The 20161-nt window shown below is 70.1% G+C and carries 19 protein-coding genes; 6 read left to right on the top strand and 13 right to left on the bottom strand.

The window, feature by feature from the left end:
• Positions 1-24: 24 nt before the first annotated feature.
• Positions 25-1731, bottom strand: coding sequence for a glycerol-3-phosphate dehydrogenase/oxidase (locus tag OHT76_RS26295; protein ID WP_328873307.1), 1707 nt, complete (start codon positions 1729-1731; stop codon positions 25-27).
• Between the two features lie 294 nt (positions 1732-2025).
• On the opposite strand from OHT76_RS26295, the gene OHT76_RS26290 reads away from it, so the two are divergent.
• Positions 2026-3234 carry a nucleotide sugar dehydrogenase gene (locus OHT76_RS26290; protein WP_328873306.1) on the top strand — a complete coding sequence of 403 codons (1209 nt, stop codon included), beginning with the start codon at positions 2026-2028 and terminating at the stop codon, positions 3232-3234.
• Positions 3235-3754: 520 nt separating this feature from the next.
• Here OHT76_RS26290 and OHT76_RS26285 read toward each other — a convergent pair.
• From OHT76_RS26285 to OHT76_RS26270, 4 genes are all read right to left on the bottom strand, one after another.
• Positions 3755-4879, bottom strand: coding sequence for a GuaB3 family IMP dehydrogenase-related protein (locus tag OHT76_RS26285; RefSeq protein WP_315884827.1), 1125 nt, complete (start codon positions 4877-4879; stop codon positions 3755-3757).
• A gap of 114 nt (positions 4880-4993) precedes the next feature.
• Positions 4994-6502, bottom strand: coding sequence for an IMP dehydrogenase (gene guaB / locus OHT76_RS26280; protein ID WP_328873305.1), 1509 nt, complete (start codon positions 6500-6502; stop codon positions 4994-4996).
• 142 nt (positions 6503-6644) lie between these two features.
• Positions 6645-7232 (bottom strand): sigma-70 family RNA polymerase sigma factor, encoded by a 588-nt coding sequence (locus OHT76_RS26275; protein WP_127178445.1) that lies wholly within the window; start codon positions 7230-7232, stop codon positions 6645-6647.
• Between the two features lie 284 nt (positions 7233-7516).
• Positions 7517-8128 carry a response regulator transcription factor gene (locus OHT76_RS26270; protein WP_003948568.1) on the bottom strand — a complete coding sequence of 204 codons (612 nt, stop codon included), beginning with the start codon at positions 8126-8128 and terminating at the stop codon, positions 7517-7519.
• Between the two features lie 381 nt (positions 8129-8509).
• On the opposite strand from OHT76_RS26270, the gene OHT76_RS26265 reads away from it, so the two are divergent.
• On the top strand, positions 8510-8839 hold the full coding sequence (locus OHT76_RS26265) for a WhiB family transcriptional regulator (protein ID WP_328873304.1): 330 nt from the start codon (positions 8510-8512) through the stop codon (positions 8837-8839).
• 58 nt (positions 8840-8897) lie between these two features.
• On the opposite strand, the gene OHT76_RS26260 is transcribed toward OHT76_RS26265, so the two are convergent.
• Positions 8898-9815 (bottom strand): LysR family transcriptional regulator, encoded by a 918-nt coding sequence (locus tag OHT76_RS26260; RefSeq protein WP_328873303.1) that lies wholly within the window; start codon positions 9813-9815, stop codon positions 8898-8900.
• Positions 9816-9895: 80 nt separating this feature from the next.
• On the opposite strand from OHT76_RS26260, the gene OHT76_RS26255 reads away from it, so the two are divergent.
• From OHT76_RS26255 to OHT76_RS26245, 3 genes are all read left to right on the top strand, one after another.
• Positions 9896-10564 carry an MOSC domain-containing protein gene (locus OHT76_RS26255; protein ID WP_328873302.1) on the top strand — a complete coding sequence of 223 codons (669 nt, stop codon included), beginning with the start codon at positions 9896-9898 and terminating at the stop codon, positions 10562-10564.
• Positions 10565-10652: 88 nt separating this feature from the next.
• Positions 10653-11426 (top strand): SDR family NAD(P)-dependent oxidoreductase, encoded by a 774-nt coding sequence (locus tag OHT76_RS26250; protein WP_328873301.1) that lies wholly within the window; start codon positions 10653-10655, stop codon positions 11424-11426.
• 71 nt (positions 11427-11497) lie between these two features.
• Positions 11498-12205 carry an ester cyclase gene (locus OHT76_RS26245; protein WP_328873300.1) on the top strand — a complete coding sequence of 236 codons (708 nt, stop codon included), beginning with the start codon at positions 11498-11500 and terminating at the stop codon, positions 12203-12205.
• A 54-nt stretch (positions 12206-12259) separates the two neighbouring features.
• On the opposite strand, the gene groL is transcribed toward OHT76_RS26245, so the two are convergent.
• The 4 genes from groL to OHT76_RS26225 form a co-directional block, all read right to left on the bottom strand.
• The gene (gene groL / locus OHT76_RS26240) at positions 12260-13888 is read right to left on the bottom strand and encodes a chaperonin GroEL (protein WP_328873299.1); all 1629 of its coding nucleotides are present in this window, start codon (positions 13886-13888) and stop codon (positions 12260-12262) included.
• A 112-nt stretch (positions 13889-14000) separates the two neighbouring features.
• On the bottom strand, positions 14001-14309 hold the full coding sequence (gene groES / locus OHT76_RS26235; RefSeq protein ID WP_003998759.1) for a co-chaperone GroES: 309 nt from the start codon (positions 14307-14309) through the stop codon (positions 14001-14003).
• A 188-nt stretch (positions 14310-14497) separates the two neighbouring features.
• Positions 14498-15193: a polysaccharide deacetylase family protein gene (locus OHT76_RS26230; protein ID WP_328873298.1), complete on the bottom strand. Its 696-nt coding sequence runs from the start codon at positions 15191-15193 to the stop codon at positions 14498-14500.
• Entirely contained in the window at positions 15190-16107 is a 918-nt protein-coding gene (locus tag OHT76_RS26225; protein WP_328873297.1) for a polysaccharide deacetylase family protein, read from the bottom strand. Before OHT76_RS26225 ends, OHT76_RS26230 begins: the two co-directional genes overlap by 4 nt.
• A gap of 90 nt (positions 16108-16197) precedes the next feature.
• Between OHT76_RS26225 and OHT76_RS26220 the strand changes: the two genes are divergently transcribed.
• Positions 16198-17358, top strand: coding sequence for a class I SAM-dependent methyltransferase (locus OHT76_RS26220; protein ID WP_328873296.1), 1161 nt, complete (start codon positions 16198-16200; stop codon positions 17356-17358).
• Here OHT76_RS26220 and OHT76_RS26215 read toward each other — a convergent pair.
• The 3 genes from OHT76_RS26215 to OHT76_RS26205 all read right to left on the bottom strand — a co-directional run bounded on the left by OHT76_RS26215 (position 17346) and on the right by OHT76_RS26205 (position 20124).
• The gene (locus OHT76_RS26215; protein WP_328873295.1) at positions 17346-18596 is read right to left on the bottom strand and encodes an RNA polymerase sigma factor; all 1251 of its coding nucleotides are present in this window, start codon (positions 18594-18596) and stop codon (positions 17346-17348) included. The genes OHT76_RS26220 and OHT76_RS26215 overlap by 13 nt on opposite strands.
• 39 nt (positions 18597-18635) lie before the next feature.
• Positions 18636-18992: a YciI family protein gene (locus OHT76_RS26210; protein WP_328873294.1), complete on the bottom strand. Its 357-nt coding sequence runs from the start codon at positions 18990-18992 to the stop codon at positions 18636-18638.
• A gap of 100 nt (positions 18993-19092) precedes the next feature.
• Entirely contained in the window at positions 19093-20124 is a 1032-nt protein-coding gene (locus tag OHT76_RS26205; protein ID WP_328873293.1) for an LCP family protein, read from the bottom strand.
• Positions 20125-20161 lie beyond the last annotated feature (37 nt).

Below are 20161 nucleotides of genomic sequence, written 5' to 3'. Positions count from 1 at the left end.
CGGCTCAGCAGGGCCGCGATGCGGTCACAGCGGCACAATGTCCGGCGCCCCCAACCGCGCCGCATCCGCCGTCAGATCGTCCGGCTGCCGCTGGGACTCCCGCTCCGCCTCCACCCGCTTCTCGTAGTGCTGGATCTCGCGCTCGATGTGGTCCTTGTCCCAGCCGAGGACCGGCGCCATCAGCTCGGCCGCCTCGCGGGCGCTGAGCGTGCCGCGGTCGAAGGTCTCGATGGAGATGCGGGTGCGCCGCGTCAGCACGTCGTCCAGGTGCCGTGCGCCTTCGTGCGAGGCGGCGTACACCACCTCGGCGCGCAGATAGTCCTCGGCCGCCCGCAGCGGCTCGCCCAGCGAGGGGTCAGCGGCCACGAGGTCGAGCACCTCCTCGGCCAGGGCGCCGTACCGGTTCAACAGGTGCTCCACGCGCACCACATGAAGCCCGGTCCGGGCGGCGATGCGCGCCCGCGCGTTCCACAGCGCCCGGTAGCCCTCCGCACCCAGCAGCGGGACGTCCTCGGTGACGCACTCGGCGACCCGCATGTCGAGCCCGTGCACCGCTTCGTCGACGGCGTCCTTGGCCATGACCCGGTACGTCGTGTACTTGCCGCCCGCCACCACCACGAGCCCCGGCACCGGATGGGCCACGGTGTGCTCGCGCGAGAGCTTGCTGGTGGCGTCCGACTCACCGGCCAGCAGCGGCCTGAGGCCCGCGTACACACCCTGTACGTCGTCCCGGGTGAGCGGCACCGCGAGCACGGAGTTCACATGCTCCAGCAGATAGTCGATGTCCGCGCTGGACGCGGCCGGGTGTGCCTTGTCGAGGTCCCAGTCGGTGTCCGTGGTGCCGATGATCCAGTGCCGCCCCCAGGGGATGACGAACAGCACGGACTTCTCGGTGCGCAGGATCAGCCCGGTCGAGGAGTGGATGCGGTCCTTGGGCACGACCAGGTGGATGCCCTTGGAGGCGCGTACGTGGAACTGCCCCCGCTCCCCCACCATCGCCTGGGTGTCGTCGGTCCACACACCGGTGGCGTTGACGATCTGCTTGGCGTGGATCTCGTACTCCCCGCCGGCCTCGACGTCCTGCACCCGGGCGCCGACCACCCGCTCGCCCTCGCGCAGGAATCCGGTCACCCGCGCGCGGTTGGCGACCTTGGCGCCGTACGCGGCGGCGGTACGGACGAGGGTGGCGACATACCGGGCGTCGTCCATCTGAGCGTCGTAGTACTGCAACGCTCCGACCAGCGCGTCCTTCTTCAAGGCGGGCGCGACCCGCAGGGCGTGACGGCGGCTCAGGTGGCGGTGCATGGGCAGGCCCCGGCCATGGCCGCGCGCCATCGACATGGCGTCGTAGAGGGCGACACCGGAACCGGCGTACAGCCGCTCCCAGCCCTGGTGCTGAAGGGGGTACAGGAACGGCACGGGCTTCACCAGGTGCGGGGCGAGCCGCTCCAGCAGCAGGCCGCGCTCCTTGAGTGCTTCGCGGACGAGCGTGAAGTCGAGCATCTCCAGATAGCGCAGGCCGCCGTGGATCAGCTTGCTGGACCTGCTCGATGTGCCCGACGCCCAGTCACGCGCCTCGACCAGACCGGTGGAAAGGCCTCGGGTCGCCGCGTCGAGCGCGGTGCCCGCGCCCACCACTCCGGCGCCCACGACCAGCAAGTCCAGCTCGCGCTCGGCCATTGATGCGAGTGACTCGGCGCGCTGCGCCGGCCCCAGTGTCGCTGTCCTCACCGCTGCCTCCCGCTGTAGGTCGCACCGGCCGCACCCGTGGGGCGAAGCCCGGTCGAATCCCCCATGCCCAAATTCTGACCGGCTTGCCCGACTTCAGCCACCAGTCGCCCCCAGCCTGTGGACAACCTTCACGGATCTGTCCGGCGGACGTCGCCCGCCCGCCCGAAAGACACAGCGGATCAATCCCGTATTTCGGTCATATTTACTCCTAGTCTGACATTGCGCTTCGCCCATCCTGTCCACAGGGCTTGCGCACCTGTCCCGCTTCGGTTACTGGGAAGGACGGCCCACGCCATGCCCGCAGATCTCGCCGTCATCGGACTCGGCCCGTACGGCCTGCCGCTGGCCCAGGCCGCCGTGGCCGCCGGCATCCCCACGCTCGGTTACCGGACCGGGCCCGAACCCGGCTCCCTCAGCCCCGCAGAACTGCGCCGCATGCTCGCGGCGGGCTTCCGGCACGCCACCAGCCCCGCCGAACTCGGCCGGGTCCGCACGGCCGTCATCTGCGCGTCCACCCCGCGCGGGGCGGACGGCGGGCTCGACCTCGCCCAGGTGGAGTCGGCCGCCCGCACCCTGGCCTCGCGGTTGCGTCCGCACACGACGGTGATCCTGGAGTCACCGGTCCCCCCGGGCACCACCGAGGACGTCCTGCGCCCGCTCCTCGAAGAGTGCTCGGGCCTGCGCGCGGGCCGCGATTTCCACCTCGCCTACTCCCCCAGCCGAGTGGACCCCGGCAACCGCGACTTCACACCCGCCAACACCCCGAAGGTGATCGGCGGCCTCACGCCCGCGTGCACCGAGTCCGCCGCCGCGTTCTACTCAAGGCTCACCGACAAGGTGGTACGCGCGCGTGGCCCGCGAGAAGCGGAGACGGTCCAGCTCCTGGAGACGAACTTCCGCCACGTCAACATCGCCCTCGTCAACGAAATGGCCGTCCTCTGCCACGACATGGGCGTAGACCTCTGGGACGTCATCCGCTGCGCGGAGACCAAGCCCTTCGGCTTCCAGGCCTTCCGCCCCGGCCCCGGCGTCGGCGGCCACGCCGTCCCCCAGGACCTGACCGGCCACACCGGCCGCACCCTGCGCATGGTCGAACTGGCCCAGCAGGTCAACAACCAGATGCCCCGCTACGTCGTCCAGCGTGCCGCGACCCTCCTCAACGAGCACGGGAAGTCCGCGCGCGGGGCCCGCGTCCTGCTCCTCGGCGTCACCTACAAGCCCGACCTCGCCGACCAACAGTCAACCCCCGCCGAGGAGATCGCGGTCCGCCTGATGAGCCTCGGCGCCTCCGTCAGCTACCACGACCCGCACATCCCCTCCTGGAACGTCCTGGACCGCCCCGTCCCGCGCGCGGACTCCCTCTACGAGGCCGCCGCCGACGCGGACCTGACAATCCTGCTCCAGCAGCATCGGACGTACGACTTGCAGGGGCTCTCGGTGAAAGCGCAGCTGCTGCTCGACACGCGGGGGGCCACGCCCACGGGGGCGGCGCATCGGTTGTGAAGGGGGGCGCATGGGTGGGCGGGCCCCGGCGACTGGTGGCATGCGGGGCGGGGCGCGGGTACCTTACGGAGACAGGTGGGGTCGGCCGTAGCGGTCACTGCGGCAGGCTCGCGGATGGATCACGGAGTGTCCGCCCCTAGTTCTCGTAGGGACGGCCGCTCACCATCACGCCAACAAGGTGGAGCCCACCGCAGTGGCCGCTGCAGCGGGCTCCTAGCTGGTTCACGGGTGTCCGCCCCTATGCCTCTTGGGGGCGGCCGCTCACCAGCTGTTGATCCACAAGACGCACCTCCTCCGGAACTTCACCAGCCGAAGCCGAAGTCGATCCCAGCGGGTGGGCTTGCGGTGACGGCCCATGGGCGCGCCCCCTTCCACGATGCCGCCCATAGACCCGGTAGGCGGGCCGTCTGGGGTGCACCCCCTCCCACACAACGCGCCCGCGCCCAGGCGCAGTTGGGCACGAAAAGGGCCGGTCACCCCACCCGGGGTGACCGGCCCTTCCCTGACGTAGACGTACGGGTTACCGCTTGTGCTGCGAGTCGGCGACCGTAACCTCAACCCGCTGGAACTCCTTCAGCTCGCTGTACCCAGTCGTGGCCATGGCCCGACGCAGCGCACCGAAGAGGTTCATCGAGCCGTCGGGAGTGTGCGACGGACCCGTCAGCACCTCCTCGATCGTGCCGACCGTGCCCAGGTCGACCTTCTTGCCGCGCGGAAGCTCCTCGTTGACGGCCTCCATGCCCCAGTGGTGACCGCGACCCGGCGCATCGGTCGCACGCGCGAGCGGCGAGCCCATCATCACCGCGTCCGCGCCGCACGCGATCGCCTTCGGCAGGTCGCCGGACCAGCCGACGCCGCCGTCCGCGATGACGTGGACATACCGGCCGCCGGACTCGTCCATGTAGTCACGACGGGCCGCAGCCACATCCGCGACCGCCGTCGCCATCGGCACCTGGATGCCGAGCACATTGCGCGTGGTGTGCGCCGCGCCGCCGCCGAAGCCGACGAGCACGCCCGCGGCACCCGTCCGCATCAGGTGCAGGGCCGCCGTGTACGTGGCGCAGCCGCCGACGATCACCGGGACGTCCAGCTCGTAGATGAACTGCTTCAGGTTCAGCGGCTCGTGCGAACCCGAGACGTGCTCCGCCGAGACCGTCGTACCGCGGATGACGAAGATGTCCACACCCGCGTCCACCACGGCCTTGGAGAACTGGGCCGTGCGCTGCGGGGAGAGCGCCGCCGCGGTGACCACGCCCGAGTCGCGCACCTCCTTGATGCGCGCGCCGATCAGCTCCTCCTTGATGGGAGCCGCGTAGATCTCCTGGAGGCGGCGGGTCGCGGCCTCGTCGGGCAGCTCGGTGATCTCGTCGAGCAGCGGCTGCGGGTCCTCGTACCGCGTCCACAGGCCCTCGAGGTTCAGCACGCCGAGGCCGCCGAGCTCACCGATGCGGATCGCGGTGGCCGGGGAGACGACCGAGTCCATGGGGGCGGCCAGGAACGGCAGCTCGAAGCGGTAGGCGTCGATCTGCCAGGCGATCGAGACCTCCTTCGGGTCCCGCGTACGGCGGCTGGGGACGACGGCGATGTCGTCGAAGGCGTACGCCCTGCGGCCGCGCTTGCCGCGCCCGATCTCGATCTCAGTCACGTCTGTGGCCTTTCCCTGATGCGTTTCAGCGTCTTCCAGTATCGCCGACGGGCACGACAAGGGCGGCCCCGGATGCTCCGGGGCCGCCCTTGAGGAAGCCTCGCGACCGCGCGACTACTTGTTACGGCTGTAGTTCGGCGCCTCGACCGTCATCTGGATGTCGTGCGGGTGGCTCTCCTTGAGGCCCGCCGAGGTGATCCGGACGAACTGGCCGTTGGCCTGCAGCTCGGGGACCGTGCGCCCGCCGACGTAGAACATCGACTGGCGCAGACCGCCGACCAGCTGGTGGACGACCGAGGAGAGCGGGCCGCGGTAGGGCACCTGGCCCTCGATGCCCTCGGGGACGAGCTGCTCGTCGGAGGCGACGCCCTCCTGGAAGTAGCGGTCCTTGGAGAACGACTTGCGGTCGCCGCGGGACTGCATGGCACCCAGCGAGCCCATGCCGCGGTACGACTTGAACTGCTTGCCGTTGATGAACATCAGCTCGCCCGGGGACTCCTCGCAGCCCGCGAGCAGCGAGCCGAGCATCACCGTGTCGGCGCCCGCGACCAAGGCCTTGGCGATGTCGCCGGAGTACTGGAGGCCGCCGTCGCCGATGACCGGGATACCGGCCTCCTTGGCGGCGAGGGACGCCTCGTAGATGGCGGTGACCTGCGGGACGCCGATGCCGGCGACGACGCGGGTGGTGCAGATGGAGCCGGGGCCGACGCCGACCTTGATGCCGTCCACGCCGGAGTCGATCAGCGCCTGTGCGCCGTCGCGGGTGGCGATGTTGCCGCCGATGACGTCGACGCCGCCGGAGTTCGACTTGATCTTGGCGACCATGTCGCCGACCAGCCGGGAGTGGCCGTGCGCGGTGTCCACGACGATGAAGTCGACACCGGCCTCGATGAGGGCCTGGGCGCGCTCGAAGGCGTCACCGGCCACACCGACCGCGGCGCCGACCAGCAGGCGGCCCTCGGCGTCCTTGGCGGCGCTCGGGTACTTCTCCGCCTTGACGAAGTCCTTGACCGTGATCAGGCCCTTGAGGACACCCGCGTCGTCGACCAGCGGAAGCTTCTCGATCTTGTGCTTGCGCAGCAGCTCCATGGCCTCGACACCGGAGATGCCCACCTTGCCGGTGACCAGCGGCATCGGGGTCATCACCTCGCGGACCCGGCGCGAGCGGTCCGTCTCGAAGGCCATGTCACGGTTGGTGACGATGCCGAGGAGCTTCTTCTCGCCGTCGGTCACCGGCACACCGCTGATGCGGAACTTGGCGCACAGCGCGTCGGCCTCGCCGAGCGTGGCGTCCGGGTGCACGGTGATCGGGTCGGCCACCATGCCGGACTCGGAGCGCTTCACCAGGTCGACCTGGTTGGCCTGGTCCTCGATGGAGAGATTGCGGTGCAGTACGCCGACGCCGCCCTGGCGGGCCATCGCGATCGCCATGCGCGACTCGGTGACCTTGTCCATGGCGGCGGACAGCAGCGGGATGTTGACCCGCACGTTCTTGGAGACGTACGAGGCGGTGTCGATGTCGTCGGGCGCCATGTCGGACGCGCCCGGCAGCAGCAGCACATCGTCGTAGGTCAGCCCGAGTGTCGCGAATTTGGCGGGCACTCCGTCGACGTTGGCAGTCATGACACCTTCCCCAAATGGCCTTGATCGGTGCGGATGTCCATGCTAACGGGAAGCGAGGTCATCAAATTCCACGGTTCCTGGTGACTCCAGGCTTCGTATGTTCGTACGGAATCGACGGGACGCCTGTTCAAGCAAGGGCGGACTACTGCTCGGCCAGTGCCCGCAGCCTGCTCAGCGCCCGGTGCTGGGCAACACGCACCGCACCGGGTGACATTCCCAACATCTGACCCGTCTCCTCCGCCGTCAACCCCACCGCGATCCGCAGCAGGAGCAGCTCGCGCTGGTTCTCGGGGAGGTTGGCCAGGAGCTTCTTGGCCCATTCGGCGTCGCTGCTGAGCAGCGCGCGCTCCTCGGGGCCGAGGGAGTCGTCGGGTCGCTCCGGCATCTCGTCGGAGGGGACCGCCGTCGAGCCGGGGTGGCGCATGGCCGCCCGCTGCAGGTCGGCGACCTTGTGCGCGGCGATGGCGAAGACGAACGCCTCGAAGGGGCGTCCGGTGTCCTTGTAGCGCGGCAGGGCGAGCAGGACGGCGACGCAGACCTCCTGCGCGAGGTCCTCCACGAAGTGCCGGGCGTCGCCCGGAAGCCGGGACAGACGGGTGCGGCAGTAGCGCAGCGCCAAGGGGTGGACATGAGCGAGCAGGTCGTGCGTGGCCTGCTCGTCCCCGTCCACGGCGCGATGGACGAGTGCACCGATCGCCCCTGCGGCAGTGGCCGCCTCGTCGTCGCGCATCGGTCCATGGTGCCTTGCGGCGCCGCGGTCCGTGGCACCGCGTCCGTTGTTGTGCACCGAAGCGTTATGAGCAGGTGCGCCGGAACTCATCTCCTGCGCCCTCCCCTTCCGCTCGACCGACTTGTCCCCGAGAGACTCCACACCTCAAGGATGCGGCATCCGCGGCGAAACGAGCACCCGCGCCCCAAAGGGGCGCGGGGCTGCGTCCATATGTGACTGCGCCGCGCGGGCGCGACCAGGCACAACCGGCCCGCTCCAAGGCGACGGCCCGCACGACCGAGCTCTCAGCGAACCAGGCCCCATCGGAACCCGAGCGCCACAGCGTGCGCCCGGTCAGAGGCACCGAGCTTCTTGAACAACCGCCGAGCATGCGTCTTGACGGTGTCCTCGGAGAGAAACAACTCACGCCCGATCTCGGCGTTGGACCGCCCGTGACTCATACCCTCCAGCACCTGGATCTCACGCGCCGTGAGCGTCGGCGCGGCGCCCATCTCGGCGGAGCGCAGTCGACGAGGAGCAAGACGCCACGTCGGATCCGCCAGCGCCTGCGTCACCGTCGCACGCAGCTCCGCGCGCGAGGCGTCCTTGTGCAGATAGCCCCGGGCGCCGGCGGCGACCGCGAGGGCCACACCGTCCAGGTCCTCGGCGACGGTGAGCATGATGATGCGCGCACCGGGGTCGGCGGACAGCAGCCGCCGCACGGTCTCGACGCCGCCCAGACCGGGCATGCGTACGTCCATCAGAATCAGGTCCGAGCGGTCGGCGCCCCAGCGGCGGAGGACTTCCTCGCCGTTGGCCGCCGTCGTCACGCGCTCGACACCGGGCACGGTCGCGACCGCGCGGCGGAGCGCCTCTCGGGCAAGCGGGGAGTCGTCGCAGACGAGGACGGATGTCATGGCCGCCCTCCGCAGCTGATGCACGTCACCTTGAGCCTCCAGGCTGGTACGAAATCGTCACCTGTGCGGTCGACCGTCTCGGACGCCTGCCCGAGCGCTTGTTGTTTCAACCGCCTCCGCACTCTCAACGACGGTCACTCGAAAGAGTTACGGGGCCGTGCGCCGTCTTCGGCACTCTACGTGAGGGGGCGGACACGGTGCAGACATGCAGGGCAGACCCTCAAGCTTTCATCACAAGCCGTGCCCCATTCAGCCCTTTTTCTTCCCATTTACTGGTGTCTGCGGCTAGATTCGCAATGAGTCATATTTTCATCTCCTTAGATCGTAGATGTACGGTCGTGGACACCGTATCCGCCCAGAACGGCTACAAGGGGTCACGCAATGGCAGATTTCTCCCGCCTTCCCGGACCGAACGCGGACCTGTGGGACTGGCAGCTCCTGGCCGCCTGCCGCGGGGTCGACAGTTCGCTCTTCTTCCATCCGGAGGGCGAGCGCGGGGCGGCTCGGAGTGCTCGTGAGAACTCGGCCAAAGAGGTCTGCATGAGGTGCCCTGTCCGTGCCCAGTGCGCGGCGCACGCGCTGGCGGTGCGCGAACCGTACGGCGTGTGGGGCGGCTTGACCGAGGACGAGCGCGAAGAGCTCATGGGGCGGGCGCGCCACCGGCTGGTGTCGGCATCGACCGGCGGCGCTCAGACCGGCTCGAACAACTGAAGTAACGTTTCTTCAAACCAGGGCACGCGCACGCGTGCCCTTACTTCTTGCGCCCCGACTACCGTCGCGCGTCCCGCACTTGACGATCCGCCGCCCGCGCCAGCTGCTCCAGCGTCGCCGTCACCGCCGGCACCTGGGCGAGGTCGGGCAGGGTCAGGGCGACGATCTCCCGTCGTACCGCCGGTTCCAGCGTCACCATGCGCGCCCCGCGCGGGCGTACCGACTCGACCGCGAGCTGGGGCAGGACCGCCACGCCCAGACCCGCGCCGACCAGGCCGACCACCGCCGGATAGTCGTCGGTGGCGAAGTCGATGCGCGGGGTGAAGCCCGCGCCCTCGCACACCTCGACCAACTGGCCTCGGCAGCGCGGGCATCCGGCGATCCAGGGCTCGGCGGCGAGGTCGCCGATCGCCACGGACTCGGCGCTCGCGAGCCGGTGCCGCTCGGGTACGAGGGCGACGAGGCGGTCGCTCAGCAGCGGCCGTACGACGAGGTCGTCCCACTCGCCTTCCTGGGCGGCACCCTCGTAGCGGAAGGCGAGTGCCAGGTCGCAGTCGCCCTCGCGGAGCAGTTCGACCGACTTCGGCGGCTCGGCCTCCTCCAGGGAGACACGGGTGCCGGGGTGGGCGGCGCGCAGGGCGGCGAGGGCGGTGGGGACGAGGGTGGAGCTGCCGCTGGGGAAGGAGACCAGACGCACCCGGCCTGCGCGCAGGCCCGCGATGGCGGCGACCTCCTCCTCGGCTGCGGTGAGCCCGGCGAGGATCCCGGCCGCGTGCCGGACGAGGGCCTCGCCCGCCTGGGTCAGCCGCATCTCGCGCCCGCTGCGGATGAGCAGGGGTGTGCCGACGGACGCCTCCAGCGCTTTCATCTGCTGGCTTACGGCGGGTTGGGTGCAGCCCAGCTCGCGCCCCGCCGCCGAGAAGGAGCCGGTCGTGGCGACGGCGCGCAGCACGCGGAGATGTCGAGCCTCGATCACCCTTCAAGGATAAGCGAAGCTTTGATACGACGCTGATTAATGCGCGGCAGCTTTGGTCGGCCTTCGCCTACCGTGCTGCCATGAAGCTTCTTTCCGTGAACCTGGGCCGCCGCACGTCCGTCCCCTACACGGACCATCCCGAGGGCGTGACCGGGATCGACAAGCGGCCCACCGACGCGGCGGTGCGGGTGGCGGCGCCGGGGCCGAAGGGGACCGGGGCGAGCGGGCTTGCCGGGGACGAGGTCTGCGACCTGCGGCATCACGGCGGGGACGACCAGGCCGTGTACGCGGTGGCGCGCGAGGACCTGGACGACTGGGAGCGGGAGCTGGGGCGTCCGCTGGCCAACGGCGCCTTCGGGGAGAACCTCACGACGATCGGCCTGGACGTGTCCGGCGCCCTCATCGGTGAGCGCTGGCGGATCGGCTCCGGGGTGGTGCTGGAGGTGACGTGCGGGCGGATTCCGTGCCGTACCTTCCAGGGCCATGTGGGTGAGCAGCGGTGGGTGAAGCGGTTCACGGCCAAGGGGGCGCCGGGGGCTTATCTGCGGGTGATCGAGGCCGGTGAGGTGCGGGCGGGCGACGCCGTCGAGATCCTGCACCGGCCGGACCACGAGGTGACCGTGGCGCTCCAGTTCCGTGCGATCACCACCCAGCGGGAGCTGCTGCCCCGGCTGCTCCCTGCGGGCGAGGCGCTGCATCCGGAGTCGCTGACGGCGGCGCGCAAATACGTGGCGCAGCACGGGGTCTGACGTAACGCCCGATGACGAGGTGGGTAGGTCCTGGGCAGGAGCCGGGCGTGGAGCGGACTGTCCCCGTCCGGGTCACTAATCTTGCGCCATGACAACGGCTCTCATCACGGGATCGACCGCGGGCATCGGCGCCGCGTTCGCGCGGCGGCTGGCCGCCGACGGGCACAACCTCGTCCTCGTCGCACGGGACACCAAGCGGCTGCACGAGCAGGCGACCGAGCTGCACGACCGGCACGGCATCGAGGCAGAGGTCCTGACCGCGGACCTGGCGACGGACGAGGGCATCGAGGCGGTGGCCGCCCGGCTCGCCGACCGCAGGAACCCCGTCGACCTGCTGATCAACAACGCCGGCTTCGGCAACAAGGGCCGCTATCTCGACGTCTCCATGGCCGACGAGCTGAAGATGCTCAAGGTGCACTGCGAGGCGGTGCTGCGGCTGACGTCCGCCGCGACCGAGGCGATGCGGGAGCGCGGCCGGGGCGGAGTCGTCAATGTCGCCTCCGTCGCCGCCTTCGTGCCGCGCGGGACCTACGGCGCCTCCAAGGCGTGGGTCGTGCAGTTCACGCAGGGCGCGGCCCGGGATCTGGCGGGCAGCGGCGTACGGCTGATGGCGCTGTGCCCCGGCTTTGTGCGCACCGAGTTCCATGAGCGGGCCGGGATGGGCACCGACAACATCCCCGGCTGGATGTGGCTGGACGCCGACAAGCTGGTCGCCTCCGCCCTGGGCGATCTGGCGCGCGGCAAGACGCTGTCGATCCCGGACCCCCGGTACAAGGTGCTGATGGGCGTCACCAAGGTCGTACCGCGCCGGATGCTCGGCGGGATCAGCTCGAAGACGGGGCGCAAGTACGGACCGCAGTAGAGCGCGAGTTCGGGCAACCGGAGGAGAATGGAGCTGTTTCGACCGGACCCTCGGGGGACGGAGGCGACGCCATGACGTTCGTACAGCTCATCGACTGCAAGACGAGCCGGTTCGACGAGATGAACCGGCTGATGGACACGTGGGTCGAGCAGACCAAGGGGAAGCGGACCGCGACGCACAGTGTGATCGGCAAGGACCGGTCCGACGCGTCGCACTTCATCGAGATCGTGGAGTTCCCGTCGTACGAGGAGGCGATGCGGAACTCGAATCTCCCGGAGACCGACCGGATCTTCCAGGAGATGGTCGCCCTCTGCGACGAGATGCCGACGTTCACCGATCTGGACGTCGTGCGGGACGAGCAGTTGTACGAGGCGACCGCGCGGCGGTTCTTCGAGGAGGTGGCCGGGAAGGGGGCTGCTCCCACCTTCAACGACGTGCTCATCGAGGACTATCACGACCACGATCCCGCCAACCCGCAGGACAACATCGGGCTCGATGCGATCCGGCGCGAGGTGGAGATGTGGCGGAGCGGCTTCGACTTCACGTTCACGATCGAGGACCAGCTGGCCCAGGGTGACCTGGTGTGCACCCGCTGGACCTGGAACGGCCTGCACAAGGGCGACTTCATGGGCATTGAGGCCACCGGGAAGAAGGTGTCCATGACCGGGTGCACCATCCAGCGGTGCACTCCGGACGGGAAGATCGCCGAGGGCTGGTGGCAGTACGACCGGCTGGGGCTGATGGAGCAGTTGGGCGTGCTGGACGCGCTGGAGCAGTAGGGCAACACGAAGGCCCGGCACCCTCGGGGTGCCGGGCCTCAGTGCTGAGTCACATCAGTGGGAGTGGCCGTGACCGTGGCCGTGACCGGCGGCCGGCTCCTCCTCTTCCTTCTTCTCGACGACCAGGGTCTCGGTCGTGAGGAGCAGGGAGGCGATGGAGGCGGCGTTCTCCAGGGCGGAGCGGGTGACCTTCACCGGGTCGATGACGCCGGCCTTGACCAGGTCGCCGTACTCGCCGGTGGCGGCGTTGAAGCCCTGGCCCTTGTCGAGCTCGGCGACCTTGGAGGTGATGACGTAGCCCTCCAGGCCGGCGTTCTCGGCGATCCAGCGCAGCGGCTCGACGACCGCGCGGCGGACCACGGCAACACCGGTGGCCTCGTCGCCGGTCTTGTCCAGACCGCCTTCCAGGACCTTGGCGGCGTGCACCAGAGCGGAGCCACCACCGGAGACGATGCCCTCCTCGACCGCGGCGCGGGTCGCGGAGATGGCGTCCTCCAGACGGTGCTTCTTCTCCTTCAGCTCCACCTCGGTGGCGGCGCCGACCTTGATCACGCACACGCCGCCGGCCAGCTTCGCGAGGCGCTCCTGGAGCTTCTCGCGGTCCCAGTCGGAGTCGGTGTTCTCGATCTCGGCCTTGATCTGGTTGACGCGGCCGTGGACGTCGTCGGACTTGCCGGCGCCGTCGACGATGGTCGTGTCGTCCTTGGTGACGGTCACGCGGCGGGCGGAGCCCAGCACGTCAAGACCGGCCTGGTCGAGCTTGAGGCCGACCTCCTCGGAGATGACCGTGGCGCCGGTGAGGATCGCCATGTCCTGCAGCATCGCCTTGCGGCGGTCACCGAAGCCGGGGGCCTTGACCGCGACCGCATTGAAGGTGCCGCGGATCTTGTTCACGACCAGGGTCGACAGGGCCTCGCCCTCGAGGTCCTCGGCGATGATCAGCAGCGGCTTGGAGGCACCGGCCTGGATGACCTTCTCCAGCAGCGGCAGCAGGTCCTGGATGGAGGAGATCTTGCCCTGGTTGATGAGGATGTACGGGTCCTCGAGGACGGCCTCCATGCGCTCCTGGTCCGTCACGAAGTACGGCGACAGGTAGCCCTTGTCGAAGGCCATGCCCTCGGTGAAGTCCAGCTCCAGACCGAAGGTGTTGGACTCCTCGACGGTGATGACACCGTCCTTGCCGACCTTGTCCATCGCCTCGGCGATGAGCTCGCCGACCTGGCTGTCCTGGGCGGACAGACCGGCGACGGCGGCGATGTCGGACTTCTCGTCGATGGGACGGGCGGTCGCGAGGAGCTCCTCGGAGATCGCCTTGACCGCGGCGTCGATGCCCTTCTTCAGGGCGGCCGGGGAGGCACCCGCGGCGACGTTCCGCAGGCCCTCGCGGACGAGCGCCTGGGCCAGCACGGTGGCGGTGGTCGTACCGTCACCCGCTACGTCGTTGGTCTTGGTCGCCACCTCCTTCACCAGCTGGACGCCGAGGTTCTCGTACGGGTCCTCGACCTCGACCTCGCGGGCGATGGTGACACCGTCGTTGGTGATGGTGGGCGCGCCGAACTTCTTGTCGATGACGACGTTGCGGCCCTTGGGGCCGATCGTCACCTTGACCGTGTCGGCCAGCTTGTTGACGCCGCGCTCGAGGGCGCGACGGGCGTCCTCGTCGAACTTCAGGATCTTCGCCATGACAGCGGGAGCCCTCTCGAAATCTGTGGGTGGAAATGACACTGCGCCCCGGGCGCCCGGCTCATTAATGGTCGCGGGGGCCAGGGGCGCAGCTCAAAAAACTGAGGTGGTTCTACTTCTCGATGATCGCGAGCACGTCGCGAGCCGAGAGGACGAGGTACTCCTCGCCGTTGTACTTCACCTCGGTGCCGCCGTACTTGCTGTACAGCACGATGTCGCCGGTCTTGACGTCGAGCGGCAGGCGCTCGCCGTTCTCGAAGCGGCCCGGGCCCACGGCCAGGACGACGCCCTCCTGGGGCTTCTCCTTGGCGGTGTCCGGGATGACCAGGCCAGAGGCGGTGGTCTGCTCGGCGTCGAGCGGCTGGACCACAATGCGGTCCTCGAGCGGCTTGATGGCAACCTTGGAGCTGGTGGTCGTCACGATCCGACCTCCCCCTTCGGAGATCTCACGGGGTTAACTGTCTGAGGTGGCGACCAGGTGGATCCGTCGTCGCGGGTGCCGGACCTGCCCGTCGCGTAGTTGGCACTCTCCAGTGGGGAGTGCCAGAGCCGAGACTATGACCGTGATTAGCACTCGGTCAAGCGGACTGCTAATCGCGTCCCGTGGAGCTAGAGGTAATCCTCCAGCTTTCCCACCTTCAGCCCCCGCTCGCGGATCTCCGCCAGCAACCGCCTCGTCCGCTCCACCAGCCGCACCCCCGTCGGGTCCTGCGAGGGCAGCGAGACGATGTCGCCGGGGCGCAGGCGGTGCGGGCCCCGGGCGTAGGTCAGGGTGCCGTCGCTCCCCAGTGCCGCCCGCCACAGCACCACCGCCGAGATCCCGCAGCCGGCCGCCGCGCGGAGTGTGGTCGTGTCGTACGTGCCGTGCGGTGGGCGGAAGAGGCGGGGGCGGACGCCGAAGCGGGCGCGGAGTTTGTCCTGCTGGCCGCAGATCTCGGCGCGCTGCCCCGCGTACGGCAGGCCGCGCAGGGCCGTGTGGTCGAGGGTGTGGTTCTGGATCGAGGCGCCCACCGATTGCAGGCGGGCGAAGTGGGCGTACCCCGGTCCGACCACGCTGTCGGTGAGGAACATGGCGACCGGGAGCCGTAGTTCACGGACCAGGGCGATGAAGGCGGGGTCCTGTTCGGCGCCGTCGTCGTAGGTGAGGAAGACGACCTTGTCGCGGGTCGGGATGTGCTCCACCACCGGCGGCAGGGGAGCGCGTACCGCCTCTTCTCCCGGCCTGTCCGAGGGGCCCGCGGCCTGGGCGCAGCCCGTCAGGAGTACGGCCGCCACCGCCCCGGCGAGCGGGCCCCGGGGCCTCACAGGTAGTCCTCCAGACGCGCCACCGAGTACCCCTTGGCGGTGATCTTGTCGAGGAACCGGCGGATCATGTCGGGCATGGTGCCCTTCCAGTGCTCCTTGCCCCGGAAGTGGCTGAGCACGATGTCGCCGGGGTGGATGTCCCGGTCCCACTCGCGGTACTCCCAGCGGTCGACGAAGACCTCCTCGTTCCACAGGGGCGCGTGGGTGATGCCGCAGGCCTTGGCGGCGCGCAGGGTGTTCTCGTTGTAGCTGCCGAAGGGCGGGCGGAAGAGGACGGGCCGTTTGCCGTACCGCCTCTCGATCACGTCCTGCATCCCGCAGATCTCGCGCTTCTGGCGGGCGTAGGACAGGCCGGGCATGAAGGGGTGATGGAGGGTGTGGTTGTTGAGGCCGACCCCTCGCACCTGCATGCGCTTGAAGTAGCCGTAGTCCTCCTTCACCAGGTAGTCGCTGAGGAAGGCGGTGTACGGGATCTTCAGCTCGGTCATCATGCGCAGGAACGCCGGGTCCTTCTCGGCGCCGTCGTCGATGGTGAGGAAGACGATCTTCTGCTCGGTGGGGATCGTGGTGAAGACCGGGGGCAGGTTGTCTTCGGCGTGTCCGTCGACCTCGAAGCCCTTGCGGGTGGTGATTCTCGGCTTCTTCGCGGGCGGCGCCGGGGGTACCAGCGGGGCGCTCCGCAGGCCCCATCGCTTCGCCATGGCGACGGAGGCGCGCAGCTTGGTGGCGTAGGAGTCCAGGGCGCGGGCGGGCGGCGCCAGGAGGGGCTGCTGGCCGGGGGCCGGGCGGGCCTTGGAGCCGGTGCCCTCGGCGCAGCCGGAGGCGATGGCGGCGACGGCGAGCACGGCGATTCCGCCGCGGATCCGCAGCCCTCGAATGGGCCTATTTTTATCATTTTGTACTACTACTCGCATGGAGCCGGATCCTCCCAGGCCCCCGCCCCGATCCCCGGCCGACACCTCCGCCGCAGGCGCACCATCCACCGACTGGCCCACAATGACCCGGTGAACGACCTCGCCCCCCTCCTCACCCCCGAGGGCCGCGCCCTCCTCGACGAAGTGCGCGGCACCGCCCCCGCCGACGAACTCGCCGTCGCCACCCGGCTGCGCCGGGACCACCCCGCCGAGCTGGTGTCCGCGGCGCTCGGACAGGCGCGGCTGCGGCAGCGGGCGGAGGCGAAGTTCGGCGCCGAGGACGCGCACCGGATGTACTTCACGCCGAACGGGGTGGAGCAGTCGACGCGGGCGAGCGTGGCGACGTACCGCGCCGAGCGCTTCCGGGAGCTGGGCGTCACCTCACTCGCCGACCTGTGCTGCGGGATCGGCGGGGACGCCCTCGCGCTGGCGCGGGCCGGGATCCGGGTGCTGGCCGTGGACCGGGACCCCCTGACGGCGGCCGTCGCCCGCGCCAACGCCGACGCGCTCGGCCTCGCCGACCTCATCGAGGTGCGCGAGGCGGACGTGACGGAGGTGGACACCGCCGGGTACGACGCGGTGTTCGTGGACCCGGCACGCAGAGGCGGCAGGGGCCGCATCTTCGATCCCGAGGCCTACTCGCCGCCCCTCTCCTGGGCCGTCCAGGCCGCCGCCAAGGCCCCGCACGCCGCCCTGAAGATCGCCCCGGGCATCCCGCACGAGGCGATCCCCGGCCCGGCCGAGGCAGAGTGGATCTCGGACGGCGGGGATGTGAAGGAGGCGGTGCTGTGGTTCGGGACCGCGCCAGGGGCGATCAGAGCGACGCTGCTGCCCGGACCGCGCACCCTCCTCTCCCGAGGCCTGCCCGACCCCGGAGTCCGGCCCGTCGGGCGGTATTTGTACGAGCCCGATGGCGCCGTCATCCGTTCGCATCTGGTCGCCGAGGTCGCCGACTCGCTGGACGGCGGGCTCATCGACGCGACCATCGCCTACATCACCGCCGACGAACTGCGCCCCACGCCCTTCGCGACGCCGTACGAGATCACCGATCAACTCCCCTTCAGCGTCAAGAAGTTGAAGGCCCTGCTACGGGAGCGTGAGGTCGGCATCCTCACCGTCAAGAAGCGCGGATCCGCCGTCGAGCCGGAGGAGTTGCGCAAGAAGGTCAAGCCGCAGGGGCCCCACTCCGCGACGGTGTTCCTGACCCGGGTGCACGGCGCTCCCACGATGCTGGTGGGTCAGCCCGCCTGAGCCCTGCGCAGCAACAGCTCCCGCTCCCGCTCGTTGCGGGTCAGGGAAGCCGCCCGTTCGAACTCCGCCCGCGCCTCCTCCGTACGGCCGAGGCGTTGCAGCAGGTCGCCTCGGACGCTCGGGAGCAAGTGGTAGTCGCGCAGGGCCGGTTCGTCCGCGAGGGCGTCGACGATCTTCAGGGCCGGGGCCGGGCCGTCGGCCATGGAGACCGCAACGGCTCGGTTGAGTTCGACGACCGGGGAGGGGGCTCGGGCGGCGAGCAGGGCGTAGAGGGTGGCGATGGAACGCCAGTCGGTCTCCTCGTAGGTGTACGCGTGCGCGTGGCAGGCGGCGATGGCGGCCTGGAGGGTGTAGCGGCCGGGGCTGCCGGTGGCGTCGGCGCGGGCCAGGGCCTTGATGCCGCGGGCGATGAGCATGCGGTTCCAGCGGCTGCGGTTCTGGTCCTTGAGGAGGACCGGTTCGCCGTCCGGTCCGGTGCGGGCGGCGGCGCGGGAGGCCTGGAACTCCAACAGCGAGGTGAGGCCGTGGACTTCGGGTTCCTTGGGCATCAGGGCGGAGAGCACGCGGGCCAGGCGCAGGGCGTCCTCGCACAGGGACGGGCGCAGCCAGTCGTCGCCGGCGGTGGCGGCGTAACCCTCGTTGAAGATCAGGTAGATGACGTCCAGGACGGAGCCGAGGCGGGCCTCGCGGTCGGGGCCGTAGGGGACTTCGATGGCGATGTTCTTGGTGGCGAGGGTGCGTTTGGCGCGGACGATGCGCTGGGCGAGCGTGGCCTCGGGCACCAGGAACGCGCGGGCGATCTCCGGTGTGGTCAGGCCGCCGACGAGGCGCAGGGTGAGGGCGATCCGGGCCTCGGTGGACAGCACCGGGTGGCAGGTGGTGAAGATCAGCCGGAGCAGGTCGTCGTCGATGTCGTCCGGGTCGGCGGGTTCCTCGGGCGGGGCCGCCTCGGGCAGGCTGCGGCCGATCTCGGCCAGCTTGCGGGCGTAGTTCTCGCGGCGCCGGATCAGGTCCACGGCGCGGCGCCGGGCGGTGGCCATGAGCCAGGCGCCCGGGTTGTCGGGCACGCCCTCCCGCGGCCACTGCTCCAGCGCGGCGACCAGGGCGTCCTGCGCGAGCTCCTCGGCGAGGCCGACGTCCCGGACCACACGGGCGACGGCGGCGACGATCCGCGGGGACTCGATACGGAAGACGGTCTCTACGGCACCGCGGGGGTCGGCGGTGGGCTGTGGTGTCACAGCCCACCATCAGACACCCGTACGGGGCAGCGGCCAAGCTCAGCCCTCCATGACCTCGCGCACCTCGCAGGTCACGCTCCAGTGCGGCTCGTGGACCTTCAGGAACCGCTTGGTCCACTCGATCGCCTCGGCCCGGTCCTTGCACTGCATGAGCGCATACCCTCCCACGACCTCCTTGGCCTCGGTGAACGGCCCGTCGATGACGGACGTCTCGCCGCCCTGGTAGTGCACCCGGACGCCTTGGGCGGTGGGGGTGAGCCCGGCGGTGTCGAGCAGCACCCCGGCCTTGGTCATCTCCTCGATCAGCTCCCCCATGCGCTGCATCAGGGCTTCGCTGGGGCCCTCGGCGGGCGCGTTCTTCTCGTCGATCTGCACGAGTGACAGGTAGCGGGGCATGGTGACTCCTCGGGTTCGAAGCGGCGGGGTCACTCCCCGCCTCTCACCCCTGCGTCGAACGGCAGCCGCCCGGATCGACACCCTCGCCGAAAAAACTTCTTCAGCGCAGCGACTCCCACAGCTCGCCCGCCTCCGGCTCCTCCGCCACCACCCGGTTGGCGTCCGACGGCGCCGGTACGACGGGCATGGTCACCGTCCGCACCGAGTCGGCCGACAGGGCCTGCAGGCTCCGGCCGAGGCCGGTCAGCTCGGTCAGGGAGTCCAGGCCCGTGTCCGTCGTGAGGCTGCCGGTGACCGCGTCGGCGACCCGGTACAGCTGGGCGGGGTCGGTGAGCAGACTGGTCGCCGACATCTGCTCCAGCAGCGCCTTCACCAGCTGCTGCTGGAGGCCTATGCGGCCCAGATCGCTGCCGTCGCCTATGCCGTGCCGGGTGCGGGCGAGGGCGAGGGCCTGCTCGCCGTCGAGATGGTGGGTGCCGGCCTCCAGCGTGAGGTGGCTGTCCTCGTCGTCGATGTCCTCCTCGGTGGTGACCGTGACCCCGCCGAGCGCGTCCACCAGCTTCGCGAAGCCCGCGAAATCGATCTCGATGTAGTGGTCCATGCGGACGTTCGTCATCGACTCGACCGTCTTCACCGCGCAGACGGGACCGCCCACCGCGTAGGCGCTGTTGAACATCGCGTTGTAGGCGACCTCGGTCGAACCGCCGTCCTCCAGCGGGCAGGAGGGACGGGTGACGAGGGTGTCGCGCGGGATGCTCACCACCGTCGCCTCGGACCGTCCCGCGTCGAGGTGGACCACCATCGCGGTGTCGGAGCGGGCGCCGGTGCTGTCGCCGCCGCCGAGCGCCTGGTTCTCCGCGCCGCTGCGCGAGTCGGAGCCGAGGACCAGGATGTTCAGGGCCTCGGTGGGCAGTTCCTCGGCGGACGCCTCGGGGGAGGGTGTCGCCTTCGCCGGCCGGTTGTCGCCGAGCGCGCTGTTGATGTCGACGCTCTTGATGTTGTCGTTGAGCTGCCAGTACGCCCAGCCCGCCGCGGCGGCGGCCAGGACCAGCGCACCCGCGAGTGCGAGGCCGGCGGCCTTCAGCGCTCTCGACCGCCGGCCCACTGGTCTTGCCTCGTCGTCTCCCGTCACGGACAGGAACGTACGTCCGAATTGTTACGGCGAACGC

The sequence above is a fragment of the Streptomyces sp. NBC_00287 genome (assembly GCF_036173105.1).
In the GTDB taxonomy this organism is placed as follows: domain Bacteria; phylum Actinomycetota; class Actinomycetes; order Streptomycetales; family Streptomycetaceae; genus Streptomyces.
Note: the sequence above shows the minus strand (reverse complement) of the source record. Positions and strands in the feature narration are given on the sequence as shown.

Coding starts and splice junctions, on each gene's coding strand:
- groL (WP_328873299.1), bottom strand. CDS start 13,888: ATGGCGAAGATCCTGAAGTTCGACGAGGACGCCCGTCGCGCCCTCGAG.
- OHT76_RS26250 (WP_328873301.1), top strand. CDS start 10,653: ATGACAACGGCTCTCATCACGGGATCGACCGCGGGCATCGGCGCCGCG.
- OHT76_RS26225 (WP_328873297.1), bottom strand. CDS start 16,107: ATGCGAGTAGTAGTACAAAATGATAAAAATAGGCCCATTCGAGGGCTG.
- OHT76_RS26265 (WP_328873304.1), top strand. CDS start 8,510: ATGGCAGATTTCTCCCGCCTTCCCGGACCGAACGCGGACCTGTGGGAC.
- OHT76_RS26290 (WP_328873306.1), top strand. CDS start 2,026: ATGCCCGCAGATCTCGCCGTCATCGGACTCGGCCCGTACGGCCTGCCG.
- OHT76_RS26210 (WP_328873294.1), bottom strand. CDS start 18,992: ATGCCCCGCTACCTGTCACTCGTGCAGATCGACGAGAAGAACGCGCCC.
- OHT76_RS26245 (WP_328873300.1), top strand. CDS start 11,498: ATGACGTTCGTACAGCTCATCGACTGCAAGACGAGCCGGTTCGACGAG.
- OHT76_RS26270 (WP_003948568.1), bottom strand. CDS start 8,128: ATGACATCCGTCCTCGTCTGCGACGACTCCCCGCTTGCCCGAGAGGCG.
- OHT76_RS26255 (WP_328873302.1), top strand. CDS start 9,896: ATGAAGCTTCTTTCCGTGAACCTGGGCCGCCGCACGTCCGTCCCCTAC.
- OHT76_RS26275 (WP_127178445.1), bottom strand. CDS start 7,232: ATGCGCGACGACGAGGCGGCCACTGCCGCAGGGGCGATCGGTGCACTC.
- guaB (WP_328873305.1), bottom strand. CDS start 6,502: ATGACTGCCAACGTCGACGGAGTGCCCGCCAAATTCGCGACACTCGGG.